The sequence below is a fragment of the Halomonas sp. KX33721 genome, from assembly GCF_001596805.1.
In the GTDB taxonomy this organism is placed as follows: Bacteria; Pseudomonadota; Gammaproteobacteria; order Pseudomonadales; family Halomonadaceae; genus Vreelandella; species Vreelandella aquamarina.
On the sequence record NZ_LVIA01000029.1, the window covers coordinates 36490 to 58430 of the forward strand.

The 21941-nt window shown below is 52.0% G+C and carries 21 protein-coding genes; all 21 read right to left on the reverse strand.

Annotated features, from left to right (window positions below; all coding sequences use genetic code 11):
* Positions 1-36 precede the first annotated feature (36 nt).
* The 21 genes from A3220_RS11515 to rfbA all read right to left on the reverse strand — a co-directional run bounded on the left by A3220_RS11515 (position 37) and on the right by rfbA (position 21892).
* On the reverse strand, positions 37-276 hold the full coding sequence (locus tag A3220_RS11515; RefSeq protein WP_062374954.1) for a DUF2442 domain-containing protein: 240 nt from the start codon (positions 274-276) through the stop codon (positions 37-39).
* Positions 277-389: 113 nt separating this feature from the next.
* Positions 390-1445, reverse strand: coding sequence for a transposase (locus tag A3220_RS11520; protein WP_062374956.1), 1056 nt, complete (start codon positions 1443-1445; stop codon positions 390-392).
* A gap of 105 nt (positions 1446-1550) precedes the next feature.
* A complete protein-coding gene (locus A3220_RS11525; protein ID WP_128082427.1) occupies positions 1551-1832 on the reverse strand; it encodes a transcriptional regulator in 282 nt (93 codons plus the stop codon).
* A 98-nt stretch (positions 1833-1930) separates the two neighbouring features.
* Positions 1931-2266, reverse strand: a complete 336-nt coding sequence (locus A3220_RS11530) for a hypothetical protein (RefSeq protein WP_062374959.1) — start codon at positions 2264-2266, stop codon at positions 1931-1933.
* Between the two features lie 177 nt (positions 2267-2443).
* Positions 2444-3454 (reverse strand): DUF2235 domain-containing protein, encoded by a 1011-nt coding sequence (locus tag A3220_RS11535; protein WP_128082428.1) that lies wholly within the window; start codon positions 3452-3454, stop codon positions 2444-2446.
* Positions 3455-3523: 69 nt separating this feature from the next.
* Positions 3524-3835, reverse strand: a complete 312-nt coding sequence (locus A3220_RS17455) for a hypothetical protein (protein WP_164834387.1) — start codon at positions 3833-3835, stop codon at positions 3524-3526.
* Positions 3836-3974: 139 nt separating this feature from the next.
* Positions 3975-4949, reverse strand: coding sequence for an FkbM family methyltransferase (locus tag A3220_RS11540; protein WP_062374960.1), 975 nt, complete (start codon positions 4947-4949; stop codon positions 3975-3977).
* A 33-nt stretch (positions 4950-4982) separates the two neighbouring features.
* On the reverse strand, positions 4983-6710 hold the full coding sequence (locus A3220_RS11545; protein ID WP_084812779.1) for a heparinase II/III-family protein: 1728 nt from the start codon (positions 6708-6710) through the stop codon (positions 4983-4985).
* 33 nt (positions 6711-6743) lie between these two features.
* Positions 6744-7517: a hypothetical protein gene (locus A3220_RS11550; protein WP_062374964.1), complete on the reverse strand. Its 774-nt coding sequence runs from the start codon at positions 7515-7517 to the stop codon at positions 6744-6746.
* The gene (locus A3220_RS11555; RefSeq protein ID WP_128082429.1) at positions 7504-8094 is read right to left on the reverse strand and encodes a sulfotransferase family 2 domain-containing protein; all 591 of its coding nucleotides are present in this window, start codon (positions 8092-8094) and stop codon (positions 7504-7506) included. The genes A3220_RS11550 and A3220_RS11555 overlap by 14 nt, the downstream gene beginning before the upstream one ends.
* 199 nt (positions 8095-8293) lie before the next feature.
* Positions 8294-9163, reverse strand: coding sequence for a glycosyltransferase family 4 protein (locus A3220_RS11560; RefSeq protein ID WP_164834389.1), 870 nt, complete (start codon positions 9161-9163; stop codon positions 8294-8296).
* A 103-nt stretch (positions 9164-9266) separates the two neighbouring features.
* Entirely contained in the window at positions 9267-12842 is a 3576-nt protein-coding gene (locus A3220_RS11565) for a glycosyltransferase (protein ID WP_062374969.1), read from the reverse strand.
* Positions 12843-12899: 57 nt separating this feature from the next.
* Positions 12900-14180: a UDP-N-acetyl-D-mannosamine dehydrogenase gene (gene wecC / locus A3220_RS11570; protein ID WP_062374970.1), complete on the reverse strand. Its 1281-nt coding sequence runs from the start codon at positions 14178-14180 to the stop codon at positions 12900-12902.
* A 160-nt stretch (positions 14181-14340) separates the two neighbouring features.
* Positions 14341-15459 (reverse strand): UDP-N-acetylglucosamine 2-epimerase (non-hydrolyzing), encoded by a 1119-nt coding sequence (gene wecB / locus A3220_RS11575; RefSeq protein ID WP_062374972.1) that lies wholly within the window; start codon positions 15457-15459, stop codon positions 14341-14343.
* Between the two features lie 101 nt (positions 15460-15560).
* A complete protein-coding gene (locus A3220_RS11580; RefSeq protein ID WP_062374973.1) occupies positions 15561-15851 on the reverse strand; it encodes a hypothetical protein in 291 nt (96 codons plus the stop codon).
* Positions 15852-15901: 50 nt separating this feature from the next.
* Positions 15902-17047 carry a hypothetical protein gene (locus A3220_RS11585; protein ID WP_128082430.1) on the reverse strand — a complete coding sequence of 382 codons (1146 nt, stop codon included), beginning with the start codon at positions 17045-17047 and terminating at the stop codon, positions 15902-15904.
* A 103-nt stretch (positions 17048-17150) separates the two neighbouring features.
* Positions 17151-18020 carry a hypothetical protein gene (locus tag A3220_RS11590; RefSeq protein ID WP_062374976.1) on the reverse strand — a complete coding sequence of 290 codons (870 nt, stop codon included), beginning with the start codon at positions 18018-18020 and terminating at the stop codon, positions 17151-17153.
* Positions 18021-18029: 9 nt separating this feature from the next.
* Positions 18030-18947, reverse strand: a complete 918-nt coding sequence (locus A3220_RS11595; protein ID WP_062374978.1) for a hypothetical protein — start codon at positions 18945-18947, stop codon at positions 18030-18032.
* A gap of 139 nt (positions 18948-19086) precedes the next feature.
* Entirely contained in the window at positions 19087-20169 is a 1083-nt protein-coding gene (locus A3220_RS11600; protein ID WP_128082431.1) for a hypothetical protein, read from the reverse strand.
* Between the two features lie 100 nt (positions 20170-20269).
* Positions 20270-20818 carry a dTDP-4-dehydrorhamnose 3,5-epimerase gene (gene rfbC / locus A3220_RS11605; protein WP_062374981.1) on the reverse strand — a complete coding sequence of 183 codons (549 nt, stop codon included), beginning with the start codon at positions 20816-20818 and terminating at the stop codon, positions 20270-20272.
* A 183-nt stretch (positions 20819-21001) separates the two neighbouring features.
* Entirely contained in the window at positions 21002-21892 is an 891-nt protein-coding gene (gene rfbA, locus A3220_RS11610; RefSeq protein WP_062374983.1) for a glucose-1-phosphate thymidylyltransferase RfbA, read from the reverse strand.
* Positions 21893-21941 lie beyond the last annotated feature (49 nt).

Consider the following 21941-nt stretch of genomic DNA (forward strand, 5'->3'; position numbering starts at 1 on the left):
GCTCCAGAACCTGTCCGCGATATATCCGCAAAAAGCTTAGGCTGCCTCAGCCACATGACGGTATAGCGCGTCAGGGGCAAGATCCGCCCCGTTGGGCCAGCAAACAGCGCCGAATGCATCCACACTGACCTGATTGAAGAAGGAAGTATCTCGAAGTGGCTCGAACATAGGCCCAAAAAGACGATCAGCCAAGGAGACCTCACCCTCAGTTCCATCCTCGAAGGTGACACGCAGCCGATAACCCGGCAGAGCTTCGACCTGTACAGCTCTATACATCGCCTTCACTCCAGTGGCTCTATCTTACTCAGGATGCCAAAGAATGCCGATATCGTAGGCATGCTTCCTCACTCCCCAAGCAATAACAAGCATTCTATCTACGCCAGCGTCCATCACGCCACCCGCCGCGCGAACACCTCCCGCGCCGCGCGCATGCCTCTCAGGTGTCGTGCCTGGCGGGAAGCGCAGCAGGCGGTCAGGCTGGTGGGCGAGCCTACGGCACTACCGAAGCGTTTGAGCAGTGTGGTGGAAGCCGCAATGAAGGCCTCGGGGTCGATGCTCAGGCGTTCAAGAAGCCGCGGTACGCGCGCCTCGATCAGCCCCCGCTTGTCGGCTCGCCGCGAGCGCCCGGTGGTCTCGACCACCTCGAGATAGTCCTCGAGGCTGAAGGGAATGGCGGTGGACAGCCGTGCGGTGGCATCGAAGGGCATCAGCGGCTGCCGAGGCAGCATGTCACTCCAGGCCGGCGCCCTGCCCGAAGCAGCGGACACCGCTGGCGGCGCCACCGGCATCACGGAATCACGTTGGGGCATCAACTCGCCAAGGCGCTCGGCCACCGAAGTATGCACGGAACGCTCCGGCGTATCGGCCATACCGGCGCGGATGGGATTAAGATCGACATAGGCCATGGCGCTGAGGATCGCCGCCTCGTCGAGCAGCGCCTGGCTCTTGAAACGCCCCTCCCAGAAACACCCCTTCACGCCATCCTCGGCGTTGGCCTGGCGGGCGATGGCCTCGTTGAGCAGGCGCATGAACCAGGAGACATCGGCCAGCCGCTCGCGGTAGGTGGCTGCCAGCGCCGTCACCGCCTGCCGCTCCGCCGGCAACAGGTCGGCCCCCGCCCGATAGCGCTGCACCAGCAGCGGGCCGGTGAACAGCGCTGTCCAGCGGCGCAGCACCTCGTCATCGCTCCACTCCCCTGCCCGCGCCGCATCCACTCGCACCACCAAGTGATAGTGGTTGCTCATCACCGCATACGCCGCCACATCGATGGCGAACACCCCGGCCAGCTGATGCAGCCTGTCCACGATCCAGCCACGGCGGTGCTCATAGCACTGTCCGCTCACGGAATCCGTGCCACACAGGAAGGCACGGCGCACGCAGCGATTGACGAGGTGATACCAGGGCGTGGCTTCCAGCGAGATAAGGGTGGCACGAGGCTGAGTCATGACGGTGTCCGTCAGGCGGGATTTATCTCAACATAGCCCGCCGAAGCAGGCTGTCAAAAAAGTGGGTGTCCTGTATTTTAATCAGTTTACGAACAGGCTCGAAGCTCACTGAGCGAGCACCTCATCCAGGGTACGCGGCAGCGGTTCTTGTTCGGAGGCCTGAGTCAGGCTTTGAACACGCTGCAGGTCGTCTACGCATTGCCACAACAGCAAAAATTGCCGCAGCGAAATCTGCCCGGTGGTTTCGAACTTCTTGATGGTGGGTGCTGGCACCGTGCTGCGATCAGCCAGTGCAGCCCGAGACCACTTCAAAGCCTTCCGGCGCTGTTGTACGTAGCCCGCCAATGCAGACTGAACATCCCGCCCCGATACCAAACTAATCATCAGATACCCCCATATCCAATCCTTGAGTTATTTTAGCAAAATAGACACAGGGGTACCCAATTAATGCAAGGTGAGCGCAACAACACGCTCTTAGCCATAACTTACTGCGGCGCTTTAGCCACCCGGAAGTTCACCCGCTTAACCTGCACCGGCTCTGCACCTTCTTCGCCTTCACGGGTAACCGTGCGGCAGTTGAAGGTACCCAGGCCGGGAATGCTGATTACGCCATCTTCGGTGCTTTCCACCTGGGCGCGGATCTGCTCGAACACTTCTTTGATCACAATCGCGTTGGCCTTGGTTTGCAGGTTTTCATGCTGCTCGTTCAGGCCTTTGGTGATGCCTGCGGCCAGGTCTACCGGGCGCACGGTGGTGCGGCTGCGCTCGGGGGCTTCAGTGGTGGCAGTGGCGGTGGCTTCAGGGGCGTTGTAACTGGTCATGGGGGTTGCCTGTGTGGTGGTTGTGCTTGCTTGAGTCTGAGTGGTCTGGGTTTTGGGGGTCGACTTCTTTCTGGATTTTCTTCGTGCCATGCCTTAACAGGTCCTTGTTGGTGAATTCGTGGAAAGGGAGGTTATCAGATTATCGTGGGGGTGCGGTATTCTGGTGACTGACACTACTCAGCCTTCCAGCTCAATACCCTCCCACCCCAGCTGCTCAACCAAAGCCCTCAACCCCGGGCTTTGGTACTTCACCGCATCATCCTGCCAGCGCTGCTTTACACTCACATGCAGCAGCGGTTCAGGCTGGCGGGTGTGTTTGCGGCGCATAGCCTTGTAAAAACCTTTGTATTCATTGTGCTTGGGGCCAGTGTAGTCCGGGTTCATACGCAGCAGCAGGTGCGGCTCCAGGGCCAGGCCACAGGCTTCGGCTTCTTCGGCCATCCACTGCCCGGGAATGTCGCCCAGGGTGTGATTGGGGTAACCGCCGCCAATGTCGGTGTGCACGCCGGCAAACCACACCTGCTTCAGATCGATGCCGGCTTTTGCAGACCACAGGGTAGGCTCGAAATCCAGCCGGTTTTCATCAATGGCCACCGCGTGGCGGGCGTGGTTGATGATGCTGCTGGGCTCGGTGTCGTGGAACAGGTACTTGTCGGAACCCAAAGTACCCAGAAAAGGCGCCGGAATGCCCAGGGCACCCACGGTGTCGAACACACCAATGAAGTGAATGCGGCTGATATCCGCCAGCGCATAATTCTTGCGAAAGACACCGGCTTTCTCACGCCCGGGCGCACTGGCCGGGCCACGGTTGCGGTAAAGGGCGTAGGCGTGGCCCACCTTTTCCGCATGTTCCCGCCGCAGAATGCCGCAATTGCGCACCAGCCCCGCCAGCGAGCGTACGGTATAGGCCCCGCGGCTGAAACCGAACAGGTAAATGGCATCGCCCGGCTCGTAGTTGTGCACCAGAAAGCGGTAGCAGTCCTGAATGTTCTTATCCAGCCCCTGGCCGGTAATGCCGCCAGAGAACTTATCGCCCTCCGAGCCTACGCCCCAATCGTAGAACACCACCTGCTTGTTGCCGGCGCTGTCCTGCGGAGCAATGCCCTCCGCCAGGCGCAGTACGTGGGTAGTGGTATCGGATTCCGGAGATTGCCAGGTTCCGTCTGAACAAATGATGATGTTTTTCATGTGGCTCCTTTCCCTGGAGTTGGTTTTGTGCAGTGATTGGCGCATCACTCACGGACACAGAGCTTGCCGTCACTGACCTTTGGGCTTCAGGAATGTTTCATGCACCAATGCCCACATCCCGAACACCGAGGCGAACAGCAGGTTTGCCCAAAGCCCAACATGAATTTCACCCATAAGCTCGAACACAGTGAGCAGTATTTCACCCACCAGAAACGCCGCCGCCAGCAGTGACACATACGCAAGCATAAGCCCCACGCCTTGAGACAAATGCCCCAGCCGGCTGGCCCAGATGCCGCCCAGAGCAATAACATAAAGCCCGACCAATGGATAGGATAAACCGCCATCATATCGAGCGTGGGGCTGCTGGCTTATTGCCGCCACTCCAAAACCCGCTGCAACAACTGCCGTGTTCCGGCGTCGTTTTCCTGCGGAGCGGGGTTGTATTCAGGGTTTGGGCGTGTTGGGTGAGAATCCTGATCATCATGCTACACTGTCGATTCCTAAGCAGCTTACATATCCATTATTTTTTGTCACCACCAGAGCGCAACCGCTCAATCTGAGCCTTCAGCCGCTCAACAACCGCAACATACTTTTCCTTCAACACTGAATACTGTTCAGCAGTCTTTTGGCGGGCTGCGGTCGCATCCGACAACTTCTGTTTCAATGTGTCGATTCGCGCAATGGCATCCCTATACTTGAGGTTGGCGGAATTCAGCTGATCTTTCGTCTGTCGCAGTTGAAGTAACAGCTTATAGCTGTCTTTTCCTTTGCTGTAATAGTGGTCGATGATCTGATCTTCACCCAATTCATCCCGGTGAATAAAGCAATGGGTGGGCGTTGCGTTGAAGGTATCCCAATACACATACCCTAACTCCACCAATATCGTGTGCAACGCCTCAAAATCGTCTTCTGCCTGGGCTTCAATGAACAGTAATGGCTTGTCTTTGGAAATAAGCTTTCGTGCGCCTTCCAGAACATCGAGCTCCATACCCTCAACGTCAGCCTTTATCGCCCGCACCGGTTTGCGAAAACGCAAGATGTCCAGTGCGATCACATCGTAGGAATCGTCACCCTCATCATCAGGGGCAAGCAACTCCAGGGCTTGAGCACCAATATTCTCAGGAAGCAACTCTACAAACCGGGCTCTGCCCTTGCCACGCCCTATCGCTTTACAGTGGTGGGTGATCTGGCGCCCCAAACGGTTCAACCGGATACTCTTCTGGAATGCGCTACAAAGCTCCGGGTTCGGCTCGAATGCCCAAACCCTGCAGCCAGCAACCACCGCCAGATACATGCTGTGGTTACCAATATTGGCACCAACATCCAGAACCACCTCACCGGGTTTTAGCAAGCCAGCCATGGCCCGCAACATTTCCAGTTCATACGGTTCGTGCTTAGTGGCCAGCAAACCCTGAATGTAGTCGGTTTGCCAATGGGGTAGAACCATGCGGTAAGCATGGTCATCTACAGAAATCTCAAATATGTTATCGGCCACTTAACCCCCTGGGGTGCATACGCCGGGAACAGCTCATACAACCGACAAGGCAGTTAGTTTTGCCGAGAGCTCCGGATTATCCGCCTGAACGCCCGCCGGACTAACCTCAAATGCCGGCGGTACATCGGGGCAGGAAGCCAATCGCCAACAAGTTGCAAAAAACCGTTCCGGTTCTCGAGATTCCCAGCCAACAGACATGCATGTTGAAGGCTGGAATTTTAGGTACTCACGTGAAATCCACCCCGATAGCCTCGGCTTTTCCTCTCCGCGGAATACTGACAGTTCAGGTGAACAATCCACACTGCTCGCAGTAGAAAACACTAGATCTGGCTCACCCTGAAATAAAACATTTGCAGACTGGCCCGAAACAGCGACCTCCGTTTCCTCACCCAAATGCCACCACAACTGATACCGCCGCATGGCCTGCGTGTGGTTAACCACTTTATCCAACACATCCACGCCAATACCCGGCCGGTAAAACAGAATGCGCTGATGAGTAACCTGCAATCGCTTATGGAATACCTTTCCAGAGAGTAACCAGCCGCCGGCACAGGCAGCCACCTCTTGAATAGCACTTCCATAACCATCCGCCTTCGAGCGGCTGAAATCCTTACCATCAATCTCCAAGGTGTTATGCGCCCGGGTACTTTGAAAATAAGCGCGCATGTCATCTTTCTGATAACCATACTTGCCGGAATCCCAAAGCCGGTACCGGTTGCCTTCCTGCCATACAAACGACAAGCAATCGGCATGCTTATGGCCACTGCTGTGGAAGCTGCCCTGAAAAAACAAGTAATGGGAGTCCGCCAGCGCCACCTCTGGCAAAGAGCGAACTACGCCATAGCCATCCAACTGGGCGGCCATGCTCTCTTCCTGAACCTGATGGGGCCACTGACCCAACCGAGTGTGACGTTTGAGCTTGACCGCCTCTGCAGAATCGCCGACTGGCGGACAATGCATCGAGGGCGTTACCAGCCACTCTTTGGCGACCTCCGCCCGATCAAACAAGGCATGAATATCTGCCATGTCATCCCGCTGCCACCACGGTGCCTCCAGAATCTGCCGGATCTTGGACAAGGCAAAGAAGTGATAGTCGGGCGCGTCTTCGGTGTGGACCCCTTGCTCTCCCAGCTGGCTCAGTAAAATGCTCCGCATATTACTAACCGCAAATTCCGTTGCTGCACTCTGGTTTGGCAATGTTCGCCCGGTTTTGTCCAATGCAGCCAATAATCCCACCAGGCCCTGAAGCTGGGACAGGCCATGGTTGCCGTGGTTAAGCTCTTCGGGATTGGTAAGATGAGCTACATGTTCGTTCACTAACCCTTGAAGCACCTTTTCGGCCAATGGTATTGGCTGATTATTTGCCTGGCACCAAAAGAGCAAATAGGCGATTTTTGAGGCACGTAAACCTGTGGACATGTCGTACCAGAACCAAGGTGTTGAACCGGGGTTTGCCTTGTAGAATTGCCACCAGTCAGCCATAACTTCGCCGATGAACTGAACGTCCGAGGGCACCATACGATTGAAAAACGCATCAAGCATTCGCCAGCCGTGGAGTTGGTACATCCAGTTACGATCTTGAAACGGATCGGAAGACCAGGAAAAAGGCGGGGCGATAATTACTTTTTTAAGAAGGATTCTTCCGAAAGGCGCGAACCCCTGACACAATAGGTCCTTAATAGACTTTCCAGGATCATTAAATCTGTTGATCTGAAAAGCTTCTCGACTATGGCAACGGCGATTATTAATAAGCGAAATCATTTAGCCAAACCTAGATGACCGATTGAAAAATAATCATAACTCCTGATCTTTGATATATTCTAAGAACACCGGTATTATGTCATTGTGATTCTTCGTATCATAGGAGATCACATCACACCCAACATCAAACCCATTAATAGCATCAATTAATGGTTCTATGTGAATGGGATAATATCCAGTGTCCCCATGAAGCAATGTCAATTTCCCACAGAAATGCTCAGCCAACTCGCATATTCTATCTATAAAAACTCTATTCAAAATCTCTTTATTTTCTTGCCGAACACTACCGCAAATTGAATAAACTATCGACTTGAACACCTCCGAATCCTCCCATCCTCTAGCCATAAGATAATTGCCTAGCCTTATCTGTGGCTCACCAGCTATCACATTCCCAAACCCTAAATTAAACCCACTCAGGATCGCTTCTGTACCGCCCTTAGATGTTCCTATCAGATTAACTTGATCCTTACTGGAACCCAAGATATTCACAACATGCAAAATAAGCGCCTTAACCGCTTCTTGAATCCAAGGGTCCCCTGCTACACAGGCAAAGTAACATCCGTGCGCGCCAAAATTATCTTTTATATGCAACACGTTCGTATTGAGCTCCTCCCTTAGCCCATAATAAGACATTGAGCAACGAGCTGGCTTTTGGTCAACACCACTGAAAATCACGGTTAAAGAAGAAACTTCGGGCTTAAGCTTTAACGAAAACAAAAGGTGTTCGTACTTATATTTATAAACCCCTTCTATTGAGTCACCAAAATTCCTGGTATCGAAAAGTTTTGTTATACTATTTAGAAGCACGATTCATCCTATTATCGAAATGCTTAAATGGAGATCCGCCAGATATTTCGCTGTACACTTCAATATCTTTAGCGTATATCTTTGAAAGAACAGTGGCAATCTCATCATCAATAAAACACTTTTTGTCGGGATATTTTTTCTCCGACTTCACTTTATGGAACAAATCTAATGAATTTATATCCGTCAAATTAATGAATTCATCAGCAACGCTCTCTGACGTTGAATTAATTTTCTTTTTAAAATTTTTGCCAGCAAAATCCTGACCAAACAAAACCACTGCCGACTCATACAAACTATCAATATCTATCGCGGCATCATAGTATAACGGAGCCAGGCATTCACTCATGGGCAAGAAATGAGCGTTTACCTTTGACCAATCGCTTTTCACTAGATACTCCAAAACGAAATCTCGAAATGTAATCTCATAAACTGGCTTTTGTGTGGCAGCCTCTAACTGATCAAACATTTCTGGATAACTTCGATCAATTTTTGTAACCACTTGGTTCAAAAATCCGGAAACCACTCTACCAATAGGTTCTCTAGCAACAAAAAAGACGAACGTCAGCGTTCTTTGCAGCTTCGATAGTCACTCTGCGCTGACCAAGTGCCTCCAAAGGGGTCAATCTTCTTGATGACTCAAAAGATTCGAATACTATTTTTTTTAAATACACTGCATGCATTTTTATACATGTACACATAAACAAACTTACCATCACCAAACAAATCAAAATGATATCTCACGCTATCTCCTCAAAATATAAGCCCAAGAACCACAACTATCTCTCGGAAAAGACATCAATCTCCTCTTTCACTATCTTTGTTTTAGAGACTTGGACTCTTGCCCTCTTTGCAGCAGCTTTCGACATACCATTGAACCTTTCAGTATCCAAAAAAACGCGCTTCATTCCTTCAGCCATTCCAATATAGTCATCCTCCTTGGCTAAAACCCCACAACTATCATCCACGAATTCGGGAATTGCTGTCACACTGTTCGAGATAACAACCAAACCGGATGACATAGCCTCATCTTTAGACACTCCTTGAGCATCCATTCGAGTTGGGCACAGAAATACACCATATTCTTTGTGTAATTTTGCAATATCAGGTTGCGCCAAGAACCCACGCTCAATCGTCACATTTGGAAATTCCCGTAATGGCGAGAGTGTTTCATCAAACAATATTCCATCACCTATAAATCGAAAGTCTAGCTCATTAAAAAAGGGCTCTTTTGACAGCTCTAATACAGCTTTCACACTTAGGTCATTCGCATACTTTCTAGATGCATAGGGCCTTATTGATAGTATTTTCTTGCGCTGCTCAGGTGATTTTTCAATAAACGAGAAGAGGTCTGTATCGACTGGGTTATGAATAATTCTGTATTGGTTTCCTGGCAACCTAAACCCGACATCCTCCATTACTTCTTCAGCAAAATACTGCGACACAAAAACTAGCGACAAGTGCTCAGGCATTGGGTTCAGCAATTCCTGCCAGAAGCCGAGGCGCTTAGCACTTTGGACTTTGGCCAGTTCTAAGTCTTTTTCATTGGTGTAGTTGTATTCACGGCGCCACCAGGGTTGAACTTCAGCCCCATGCACCCACACCGTCACCTTAATCTCATCAATAAAATCACCAAGCACTTCCCACATATCGGCATCCAGGAAGTGGACCAAAACGTGCCGGTACTTTCCGCTTTCCAGCATTCGCCTCAGGGCCGTGGGTGAGCCTGTGATTACATCTACATCCTGAAATTCATGCCAACTTACTGCCTGGTCTTTGCGGAACCGGAAAACGTCCACCCCTACGTCTCTTTCTTGGTAAGCTTTTATCCGACTGTGCACAAAGCCGTTGCGGTAAAGGTCGTCGTAACTTGGGTAATGATTTGTCACCAGCAACACATCGGATCGGCCCAGCACACTTGCGGGCGACAAGTCTTTCTTGCCCAACAAGAGCTTTTTTTATGGTTCCTTCACCGGCTTGATACACCCTGAAGCCAAGGCGGACTGTTGCAGTACCTTCTGGTACATCCAGCTCATTGTTCTTGTTAGCCTGAATGATGTTGTGGTGCAAGCGGTCGCCGTTCTCACCAAAGAAAATCACTACAAAGCTAAGGTTCAGGCCAGGAGTCATCTCTAGGTGGAAGCGAAGCTTATCATCGGCAATGGCGGGGTCTTGCAGCTTGTTCAGCGGCAGGTCATTTCCGCCTTTCACGTAGATGTATTCGTGTTTTCCGTCTTCAAGATCTGAGGTTACGACGATGCCATCTTCCGTCACTTTCAACTGTACGTTCTTGGTGCCGGGATTATCAAATACCTGGTAAAGCTCCTCGGCGCTGTATGTTGGAATCTGGTCTTCTGTTGCCCCTGTAGGTACGGTACGTTCGGCCAATTGGGTGAGGTCATTCAGCGGTATGCCCTCATCAAATTGTGCATCGTCCACGTCCGCCTGCAGCTGCTCAGCGCTTATTGCCGGTTCAGTGGGCGCCAAGCCTTGCCATACATAGTTAAACGGATCAATTGCCTGCTGATTTGTGCCGGTGTGCCAGCCCGTAATAATGCTACTTAGCCATTTATTGGCCGCTACGGCCTGAGTTTCCGGCGCCTGGGCACTGGCCCGCACCGGCGTGGCCACCCTGCCAGCATAGACGTGCTGTTTGCCTTGCTGTCGCAGCTCGCCCTCTTGCGCCTGATAGTAACTGGCCTTGCCGATAATCGGGGCAGGTGTAAACCGGGTTGCCAGTGCCAGGTCAGTAAGATAATTCGGGCCGTAGTAATCTTCAGGGCTGAAGCCCGCAGCCCAGCGGTCGCCGTCGGTAAGGTCTTTAAGCTGCTTACCGGCCAGCCGTTCTTCTGCGACGCATGTGCAGCAATGGGTTAAGCCTTCTGCTGAAATCTGCTCTTTTACCTTGGCTTCGTTGAAACCGTCACACAACACCAGAAGCAGTTGTTTGTCTTCATGGTTCTGGCGTTTGAAGTTGTTCAGTGTGTTTTTCAGCTGCGGCTCATCTGCTACGGGGCTGATCACCGTATAGCCCGGCAGCGGGTGGCTGTGTGGCTTTCCTGTCACCTTACTCAGGATGTAATCCAGCCGGTTCTGGTAGGTGTGCTCACGGAGTACTTTGCGCAGGCCTGCCAGGCGATACTTTTCTGCCTTGGCCGGATTTTCTTCCAGCTTTTGCAGACGGTTTACAATTTCTGCACCGCTGTCTGAGGTCAGCACCAGTTCACCAAACATCAGTCGTACGCCCCGCGAGAAGTTACTCACGGTAATGGTGTTGCTGCCCAGCAGTTCGTATACACGGCGCGCAAACATGGTTTGCGACTGCTTAATGGAGTTCAGGTTGATGGCATAGCGGTAGCCTTTGTAGGCTTTGTCGATCTCACTGAATGGCAGGGTGCCAACGATGTAAGGCTGGTAGTTGGCCGGGAACTGGTAGTTGGGGTCGTTCTTGCCGTAGTTGCGGTCGTAGATTTCCAGTGGTTTGAACTTGGGGAACTCTTCCACGAAGGTTTCGAGGTCTTTGGTTCTGTCTGGATAACGAACGTAATAAGCACCGGCAAAACAGAAGGCATCTTTGCGATCGTAGGTTTCTATGGGGTTGGTTAGTCTGGGTTGGCAGGCAAATGGCAGGAAATATACCCGGTTATGGCCCAGCGCTGCTTTGTAGCGGTGGATGCAGTCCAGATCAGTTGTGAATACGTGGTCAAACAGCTTTGCCGTGTTCAGGAAGGTTTCAAAGTGTACCGGGTCTTCTTTGTTCCAGAACATGGTGGGTACATTGTTGCGCTTACACCACTCAACAATACCCTGTACTTCCTGACTCTTGTGACCGACTTTACTGCCCCAGAGTTCGTCTTTACCGCGCCATGCAGACTCAATAAACAACAGCTCAGGCTCGCAATCTTCCAGTTCCTGCTGCCAGTTCTGCGGAGTAAGCTGATAGAAATTCGCCTCCGGGCTGTAAGACTGGTAAGTGAAGTCGTCCATGATACAGGCGATGCGAGGGCCGGGTTTTCTGGCTATCGGGTTTTCAAGGCCACGCACCATGGGCGCTACTGTGGTGTCCCACAGGTAGTGGTCTGCGACAACGGCCCTGCCCGCGTCGGTTTTAGCGGTAAGCTCTTCCGGCTGGGCGTTCATTACCTTCAGGATTGTTTGTGCAAGGGCTTCAACATTGCCCTTGGGGAACAGCCAGCCGAGCCGCCCCTGCTCCAGCAGGTTAGCTTGGGGGGCGACATCCGATGCGATAAGTGGCTTGCCGGAAGCCAAGTATTCCAGCGGTTTGATGGCGCTGACCAGCTCACATACTGGCAGCGGCCGGCGGGGAATGACGGTGGCATCAAGGGCGGCAAAGTAACCCGCCAGTCTGCTGTGCTCTACCCGCCCTGTGAAGACGACTCTATCAGCTACTTGCAGTTCTTCAGCCAACTGCCTCAGCTCTTCACTTATGCCCGCCTTCTCCGGCGCTGCCTGATTGTTTACGGGGCTGTAGCCACCCACAATCAGTGCGTATACGTTGTGGGCCTTCAGGCGAGCGACGGCTTCCACCAATTGCTCCAGGCCTTCGTATTGGGTAATCGCACCCACATAACCCAGAACGTAGGCATCGGCTGGCAAGCCGAGTTGTTGCCGCAGGGCGGGGTTTGTAGCTTCCGCAGGTTGGCCCGCGTCACTAACGCTATTGGGCACCAGCCGGATGGGCGCCCGCGCTCCCCGGTTGCGAAGCTCCTGCTTCATCATGGGGTTGAGCGTGTAGAGCAAATCGGCCTGGTTACACACCCAGGTTTCCCGGGCATAGTGCTTCTGATATTCAGCCGTTTGCTCCCAGCCCGGCTCACGGGACGATCTGGAAATTTCCCAAAATCCACGCACTTCGTACTGAAATGGCAGCCCGAGCATGCGCGCCGCAGTAATTGCAGGTAGACCTACCTCGTGATTAGACGCCGCCATCACTACCTGTGGCCGGTAGATGCGGAACAGATTTACAAATTGCGCCACGGTGGCTTCAAACCGATCCAGATCCGTTTCCGGCGACTGATCCTGGGGCCAACGGGAGTGAATATACTTAACCCCGTCTACCAGCATCTCTGGCTGAACCGAGCCCTGCAGTACGCCCAGCTCCCACGGCCGCCCTGGCCGCACAAAGCACAGGGTTTCCAGGCCGTGCTGGTTCAGTGCCCTGGCCACGCCCTGGGTGCGTATGGCGTAGCCGTTGCTGGCGTAGCTCTGGCCGTGGCTCACTACGTAGGCTATGCGGCCGGGTATAGGGGTTATCGGGGTTTGGGGTTGCCGGGCCAGTTCAATCGCTTTGCTGATGAGTGCGTCCATGATCGTCCGTTATCTACTGCTTTACTGTAAGGGGTGCTTCTGTTGGTGTGCTGGCTGTTAACCCAGCAGCCCTACGGCGTCGACCACGTTGGCTTTTGTTTTAATTTGTTCGGCGCTTTCAATAAAGGGTTTGTGTTTTACCAGCACGCACACTACGTCTGCCTCTTCCAGGGCCTGTTCCAGGCTGGCCAGGGTTACGTTGTTGTGCTGCAGGCTTTTGGGCAGTTGGTGGATGTTGGGTTCCACAATTTGCACCTGGGCGCCCAGTTCTGCCACTTGTTTGGCAATGCCTAGGGCGGGGCTTTCGCGCAAGTCGTCGATATCCGGTTTAAACGCCACACCCAGGCAGGCTACGGTTAGGTCGCTACGACGTGCTTTGGGGTTTTGCTGGTGGTAAGCCTCTAACGCCTCTTTCACCCGGCCTAATACCCATTGGGGCTTGGCGTCGTTAACTTCACGGGCGGCACGCACAATTTTAGCTTGCTCTGGGCAGGCATCTACAATAAACCAGGGGTCTACGGCAATGCAGTGACCACCTACGCCAGCGCCTGGGGTCAAAATATTGACACGCGGATGGCGGTTGGCCAGGGCAATCAGTTCCCACACATTAATATCTAGCTCATGGCAGATGGTGGAAAGCTCATTGGCGAAAGCAATATTTACATCGCGGAAGCTATTTTCAGTGAGCTTGGCCATTTCAGCGGTGCGTGCGGTCGTTGCAACGCACTCGCCTTCCACTACAATTTTGTAAAGCGAGCAGGCGACTTCCGCACACTTGGGTGTCATACCGCCAATCACGCGGTCGTTTTCGACTAACTCACGAATGACATGGCCAGGTAGCACGCGCTCGGGGCAGTGGGCAATGCGAATATCGGAAGCTTCGCCGTGAGTTTGGGGGAAAGTGAGATCGGGCCGCGCTTCGGCTAGCCACGCGGCCATTTGTTCTGTTGCGCCGATAGGGCTGGTGGACTCCAACACCACCAAGTTACCTGTTTTCAGTACTGGGGCAATGGATTTTGCAGCCGCTTCAATGTAACTGAGATCTGCTTTGTGGTTTTGGCCGTTTTCGTCGGTGTGAAACGGCGTTGGCACCGCCACCATAAAGGCATCCGCCGGTTCAGGCGTGATGGTTGCACGCAGGTATCCTTCAGTAACGGCAGCATGCACAACCATATCTAGCTCTGGTTCTACAATATGGATGTCGCCATTGTTGATCGTGTCGACGGCATGTTGGTTAACATCTACACCAATTACCTTTTTCTTACGTGAGGCGAACACTGCGGCGGTAGGCAAGCCAATATAGCCCAGACCAATCATGGAGATAGTGTCGAATTGCATGTTTGATTCCTTGATAAAATTTATTAGCCACGGACCCTCACGGACGACACGGACAAAACCATAAATACTTTTTAGCTTTTAAGTTTTTAGGTTGCTTTTGACCTTGTCCGTGTTTTCCGTGAGCGTCCGTGGGAAAATCTGTGGCAAAAAAGTTGTCAGCTTATGAGCTTGCTAGCACGTCGCGGATGCGTTGGCAGGCTTTGCCGTCGCCATAGGGGTTATGGGCGTAGCTCATCGCTTGATAGGCGTCTTCATCGTTTAACAAACGGGTAAGTTCGCTGGTGATGGTGTCTACGTTGGTGCCTACTAGCTTAACGGTGCCTGCTGCTACGGCTTCGGGGCGCTCCGTCGTGTCGCGCATTACCAATACGGGCTTACCGAGCGAAGGGGCTTCTTCTTGAATACCACCGGAATCAGTCAAAATGATATGCGCTTGGTTCATTAGGTAAACAAACGGCAGGTAATCTTGTGGTTCAATCAGGTGAACGTTATCTACCTTGGCCAGCAGGCGGTTAACCGGCTCACGCACGTTAGGGTTGAGGTGCACCGGATAGAGAATTTGGGTGTCTGGGTGGCGTTCAGCGGTATCTGCCAGTGCTTGGCAGATACGCTCAAAACCACCGCCAAAACTCTCACGCCGGTGGCCGGTCACCAGAATCAGCCGCTTGCTTTCATCCAGCATGGGGAAGCGTTTGGCCTGTTCGGCAGCAAGCGAAGGGGTCGTTTCTAGCTTATGCGCAACTTCAAGAAGCGCATCAATCACGGTGTTACCGGTGATATGAATGCTGGCCGGGGCTATGCCTTCGTTGAGCAGATTCTGCTGCGACGTGGACGTGGGTGCGAAATGCACGCCGGCCAGGGCGCCGGTTAACTTACGGTTACCCTCTTCAGGCCAAGGGGAGTATAAATTACCGGTGCGCAGCCCTGCTTCTACGTGGCCCACCGGGATTTGCTGGTAGTAACAAGCAAGCGTGGTGGCAAAGGTGGTAGCCGTATCACCGTGAACCAGTACCATATCTGGCTTAAAATCTTCCAGTACTGGCTTTAGCCCTTGCAGAATGCCACAGGTTACATCGTTGAGGTCTTGACCCGGTTTCATGATATTAAGGTCATAGTTTGGGGTCAGTTCGAAAAGTGCCAGCACTTGATCTAGCATTTCGCGGTGTTGAGCAGTAACGCACACCCGAGCTTCAAAGCGTTCATCCGTGGCGAGCTGTAGCGCCAGCGGGGCCATTTTAATGGCTTCCGGGCGGGTACCGAATACGGTCAGTACTTTCATTCCTTGCCTTCTTTTCAATCGGTTATCGTTTTAGCTGGCGACATCACTACCGTGCAGTTTTTGGCAGAAGTGTTGCACTATTCCTTGCTTAGCTACCTTACTTAACTGGCATCTTGCAGGTGATATTCCAGCTCTTGACAGCGGCGGTAGTAATGTTCCAGCAGTGCTTGGGTTTCTGCTAGCTGCTTGGCAACAGGGGTATTGTCTACACTGCGCGATGCTGTTTTGATGGCCTGGCCTGGATTACCTAACTTTTGTTCACAAAGACGAACATTAACATCAAAAAGGTTTTTGCCATATTGGGAAGCAGCATTTTGGTAAAGTTTAATTGCGTTTTGGTAGTCGCCCTGGTTGAAAGCGGCATGGGCGCGTTTAACGAGATCTTTTTCCATGGTTGGCTCTTGGTTAAGTTGTAAGATGAAGGTTAGTTAAAATGCATCACCTAGCCTTCCACTCTTAGGCTGTAAGCGTTGGGGAGCGTTAGCCATTGACCGGGGCGCTGACGGGTTTCAAGTAGTTTATCCCAGCTTTCTTTCAAGCTGGTTTCCTGCGGGTACTGGTTACCTTCCAGCACTATATCCAGCCGCTGGGTGGGCAGTTGTTGTAGCAATAGTGCGAGCGCTATTTCGCGGCTGTGGCCGGCCTGGGGCAGGTCTTCGCCTATTATCACCAATACACGGGCGTTTTCTGATAGCCATTGGTTAAGCCGTTTCAGCGTAGGTTCTACTGCGTAGAACAGCGTGGCTTGCCCATTCGCTTGGCACTCTACCCAGGGGGCATACACTGTATTCACGGCTCTGGCCGTGCCTTTGTTGTGTAAGCGCTGCTTTAAGGCTTCGCTGGCCGCGTTTTGGTGCTCAATGCTGACAATGGCTTGTGGTAGATCCGCATGAGAAAGCGTGACTTCGTTTTCTGCTGATTCCTGCTGGCTACTTTTAAGCCTTGGCGCGTGTGAACGAGTGTTGAGCAGCCCTTGCGCCAGTAACTCTGTAGTGTTCGCGCTTCCCAACACGACGACAACGTCATGCTGGGTGGCGTCGTAGTGTTCTAGTAATGCTACTGCGTAGCCGGGAGGCAGCTGAGTACTTACCGGGCGCTGGCCATGCTGTAAGTAATGCGTTAGTGCGTGTTCATCACGCTGCTGGCGGGCACTACGCGTGACATGTTGGCCAAGGGCGTTGGTGGTTTGCTGAATGTAGCTGCGCTGTTCGCCGAACAGGGATTCCAACTTGCTTTCCAGTCGCCCAACGCGTTCGTTACTTTGTTGTAACGTGGTGAGCTGTTCGCTGAGCTGACTGATGATGGTATCTTTTTCTTTTAGCGTTTGCTGAGCTTCTGTTAATTGAGCTTGAGACGCTTCGTGCTGTTTTTTGCGATTGGCAAAATAATTTTTGTATTTTTCACGCTCTTCTTCACTTGCTTTTAGCTTTTCTTCTAGGCTAGCCGCCTGCTCTGCCTTAGTGTTCAGCTCATTTTGCAGGCTTTTTAGCTTTTCAGCGCGCTCTTCTGCTTGCTGTTTGCGGCCTACAAACCAGCCGTGGGTTTCTTCAAATTTGTGCTGCAGTTCTTTATGGGCTCTTTGTTCCACCTGACGCTGCTCTTCTATTTTTTTTAGCTTGCTTTCGGTGGCCGACAACGTTTGCTGCGTATTAACCTGTTGCTGTTGAATCTGTTCCAGCTGCTTTGCCGTTTCACTCTGTGTTTGCTGATGCTGTTGGCTTACTTTCTGTGCTTGGTTGAGCTGTTTTTTTTAGCGTTTCGTTGTCTTCTTTTAGTTGCTGACACTGCGCATGAGCTTCAGCCAGTTGGTTCGCTTTTTCTTTCAGCTGCGCTTGTGTTTGCTGTGCCACTTCTTCCGCTTTCTGCTGCTGTTTTTTGCTTTGCCGTTGATTGGCTTCTAGCTGTTGCTGGCGTTCTTGAAGTTGCTGTTTCAGGGCAGTTGTTTCTTCTTGCAGGCTGAGCAGCTGATCTTTCAGTGGATGGCGAGTAAGTTGCCAATACGGCCAGTCTGGGTCTTGCTGATTGACGTCAGTGATATCGAACCCTGCTTCTGCAAGTTGCTGCAGAATGTCTTTTGCCGCAATGCTACCCTGGTAATAGGGTTCTGGGTTGGCATATAGGTGCAATTGCTGAAACTGGTTGAGCTGGCCTGTTTCAATCAGCTCGTTGAGGATGGCCCCCTCTTCCCCCGGTGTTTGCAGCACCAGCTGGGCCCGTTCACCTTGTGCTGGCCCGTAGTCGGCTAGCAGCTGGGTTGGGGTAAGGGTGGCCACACTGTGCGTTGCCGTGGTTTTCAACCCTGGGAACAGGCTCTTAAGCCCTGTGGCTGGGCGCAGGCTATTCGCTTCGGGCAGGTTATATTCATACAGCTGAGTGTTGGCCGAGCTTGGCGTGACAGCGGCTTCCACAATGGTAAGAGTGGCGTCACCTGCTGCTTTGTGTCGCAGCTGCTGTGCCAACATGGGGTTTGGTTCTACCAGTACAATGCGCGTGGCACCACTTTTTCGCCACTGGGGGAGTTCACTTGCTTGGCCAGCCCCTATATGAAGAATCATCGACATGGTGTTGGTTTACCCCTTTTCAACCGGTTGCTGTATTGGCGCGGGTAGTGAGGCCAAGGCACCCGGCCGGGTGGCTCTGTTTTCCTTCTGGCCATAACGGATATAGTGAACCAGGGGGTTCTGGCCACTATCTGTTACATCTTGGTAGTAAAGCAGGTACCAACTAGTATCAAATACTTCGCTGGGATTACGACCTTCGTACGCACCCATCGTGAGGTAGTGTTCGATGGGGTCTATGCCAGCTTCCGCAATATCGGGATAGGCCTGCAGGTACCATTCCACATCAAACAGGCCAGAGTGAGCCACCTGTTTTTTCTGCTGCTGAAGCTGTTCAGCACGCACCTTTTTATTCTTTTTGCCATGGCTATTAAGCGGGCTGACCAGCTTCCAGCGGGGGCTTTTGGTAATACTGTTAAGCTCTTTGCTTAGCTCATAAATACGCCGGTTGGCTGACGCTAGGGCCAAGGCGCCTTCACGTTCGGCAAGCTGGTATTTGTGCTCCCAGTCTGACTGGTGCTTTTTGGCCGCTGCCAGCTGGTTTTTGACTTCTGACATATTACCGTTCAAGGCTTTGTTACTGCGCTCTAGGCCTTCCATTATTTCTCGCAGCTTGGCGAGGCGGCGTTGTAACAGCTGACTCTCTTTCTGGCTGGCATGATGTGCGTTAACGCTGTGCTGGTGCTGTTGTTCGCTGTATTTAAGCTGGGATTCTCTTCTGGCAAGTTCTTTTTCTTGCTCTTTCGCTTGTAGGAACTTGGCCTCGAATGCTTCCTGCACTAGGTGCAGTTGCTGTAGAAGTAGCTGGTTTTCGTGTTCTACAGTTGAAAGGCTGGCTTCTGCTTCCTGCTGTGCTTCTCTATGCTGGCCTTCCAGGGATAATTTTTCAGCTTTCGTTTGTGCATGGGCAGCTTGCTCTTTTTGCAGCATTGCCTTTTGCTTTTCAGCAGCTTCACACTGTTTTAGAAGCTCCGTTTTTTGGGCCTGTAGATCTGTGAGCTGTTTTGCTTGGTCTTCATGGGTAGCGTTTAACGCCGTTAGCTGATGCGCTAGGGTAGATTTTTCAGCGTTAATCTTGGTAAGCGCCAGCTGCTCTTTTTTTTAGTGCGCTTTGGAGCTTTTCTCGCTCTGCGTTAACTTCTTTGATGATGGATTGGTCTTTTTGCTGAGCTTGCTTGAGAGCTGCATGCGCTATCTCAAGTTTCTGATGCGCTTTTTGGTGTGTTTCTAACTGGCGTTGCAGGTTTACCTTTTCGGAGGCGGCTTCTTTACCTGCCGTTATGTAACGCTCCAGTTCTTCTTGCACTAGATGCAGCTGCTCTAGCAACAGTTGATGCTCTTCACTGGCATTAGTAAGTACGATTTCCTGCGCTTTTTTTGCCGCCTGAAGCGTGGTGTGTTCTTTTTCTAGCGTAGCGTTTGATGCATTGAGTGCCGCGTGATCGGCCTGTTCTTTTTCCAGTTGGCGCTGAAGCGCTTCACGTTCGGCTTGAACATTATTGATAGCCGTTTGGTCTTTTTGCTGTGTTTGCAGCAGGTTAGTATGCTGCGTTTCCAACGCTTGGTACTCTTTTTTCAGTGCTTTATGCGCTTGTGCTAGCACTTGGCTGCTTTCACACTGCTGGAAAAGTGCCGTTAGTTCTGAATAAAGGTGATCAATTTCTTGTATTGGTGGAGTTGCTGGCTCACCAATGGGCAAGGTGCACGCTTCCAGCTGCGCCAGTAACAGTGGCAGTTCCTGGCTTTGATGAACCGCCAGGGTCGCCAGCATCCAATAGTAAGGGTTGGCTTCTGCTGGCGGGTATTGGCTATCTGACTGTTGGCCTTCAGGCAATTCAATCTGCTGCTGCCAGTGGTTCTCTAACGTGATGGCACTTTGTGACAGGTGTTGGCGGGCAGCATCGATATTGATGAGCACCACTCGCTTTCGGTTAGCCTTGAAGCACTCTATCATCGCCTTGGTGTGAGCTACCCATTGTGTCAGCACTTCTGTGGGTGCAGCTCCCTGCTCCATGGCGCTTACCAGCGTTTGTTGGGGGCTGGCGTACGCTAACAGTAACTTTCCTTCTGCAGGCATTTCGCTTATTGGGTCAACGCTATGTTGCTTTGACTCATTCGACGTTGGGATTACACAACCTAAGGCTTCCAGCAAAGGGGCCAGGCATTGCCAGTTGCTATAGGGGGTTGTGCCGAAAGTCACTGTCATTCAAGAAAGCTCCGTTTTTCACTTATCACGACGTAAAGAGAGTGGTTCAGACAAATGTTCTGGCATCTTTGAAGCGTGCACCTAGGGCATCCTTTTCTGAGACTCCAGGCTGTTTGTTGTCCACCAGCGGCCAGTCTATTGCTAACGTGGGGTCATCCCAGCGAATACAGTATTCATCGCCTGGGTTGTAATAATCGGTACATTTGTACTGGAACTCAGCTTCTTCACTGGTCACGTAGAAGGCGTGGGCAAAGCCTGGTGGCACCCAGAGTAATTGCTTGTTCTCTGCGCTCAGCATTGCGCCTACCCATTGGCCAAAGGTGGGGCTGCTTTTGCGTAAGTCTACCGCTACATCAAACACCTCCCCCCGAGTCACGCGCACTAATTTGCCCTGGGGCTTTTCAAGCTGGTAGTGCAAGCCGCGTAAAATGCCATGGCTGGAAAGGCTGTGGTTATCCTGAACGAAGGTATGGTTGCCGCAGTGCTGTTCAAATTCAGATTGGCGGAAAGTTTCCATAAAGAAGCCGCGTTCATCGCCGAACACTTGAGGGGTGAGCAAGACCACTTCTGGTATAGCGAGTTTTTCGTATTGCATAGCGGGTAGACCACCTAAATTAGCTGCGTTTTAATTGGCCACGGACACTCACGGAAAACACGGACAAGGTCAAAAGCAACAACCAATAAAGTCAAAAACCAATAAAGAATTTAAGGTTTTGTCCGTGCCGTCCGTGAGTGTCCGTGGCGAAACAGGTTTTCAGTGAGTGTCTGTGGCTAGATATTATCGTTTGGTTATCAAAAGGCGCTGTAGGTACTTGCCGTATTGAGTTTTCGAGAGTGGCTTTGCCAATTCGGTTAGACGTTCGTCGCTTATCCACTTCTGCTGCCAGGCGATCTCCTCAAGGCAGGCTATTTTGAGGCCTTGGCGGTGTTCAATGGTTTGCACGTATTGGCTGGCTTCTAGCAAACTGTCGTGGGTACCAGTATCTAGCCAGGCAAAGCCGCGGCCAAGGCGCTCCACGCGCAGGTCGCCACGTTCAAGGTAGGCGTTATTAACGCTGGTGATTTCCAGCTCGCCGCGCTCGGATGGTTTTACGTTTTTGGCAATTTCTACAACGTCGTTATCGTAGAAATAAAGGCCCGTTACTGCGTGCGCTGATTTCGGCTTGGCCGGTTTTTCTTCAATGGAAATCGCCTTGCCGTCTTCACAGAATTCCACTACGCCAAAGCGTTCAGGGTCTTTTACTAGGTAACCAAATACGGTGGCACCGCTGGGCTGTTTGTCAGCGCGTTTTAGCTGCTCAGAGAAGTGCTGACCGTGGAAGATGTTATCGCCCAGCACTAAGCACACGGGGCTGTCGCCAATAAATTCTTCACCAATAATAAAGGCTTGGGCTAGGCCATCGGGGCTTGGCTGTTCGGCATATTGCAGGTTGATGCCAAAGTCTTCCCCGCTACCCAGTAGGTTTTGGTATTGGGGTAAGTCTTCAGGGGTAGAGATAATGAGAATATCGCGGATACCCGCCAGCATCAGCACTGAAATCGGGTAGTAAATCATTGGCTTGTCGTACACCGGCAATAGCTGTTTTGACACGCCACGGGTAATGGGGTGTAGGCGAGTGCCTGAACCACCGGCGAGAATGATGCCCTTTCTCTGTGTTGATTGGCTCATATTGGCCCCCTTGCTGTGTTACAGAATATAAGTTTAGCCACGGCCCTTT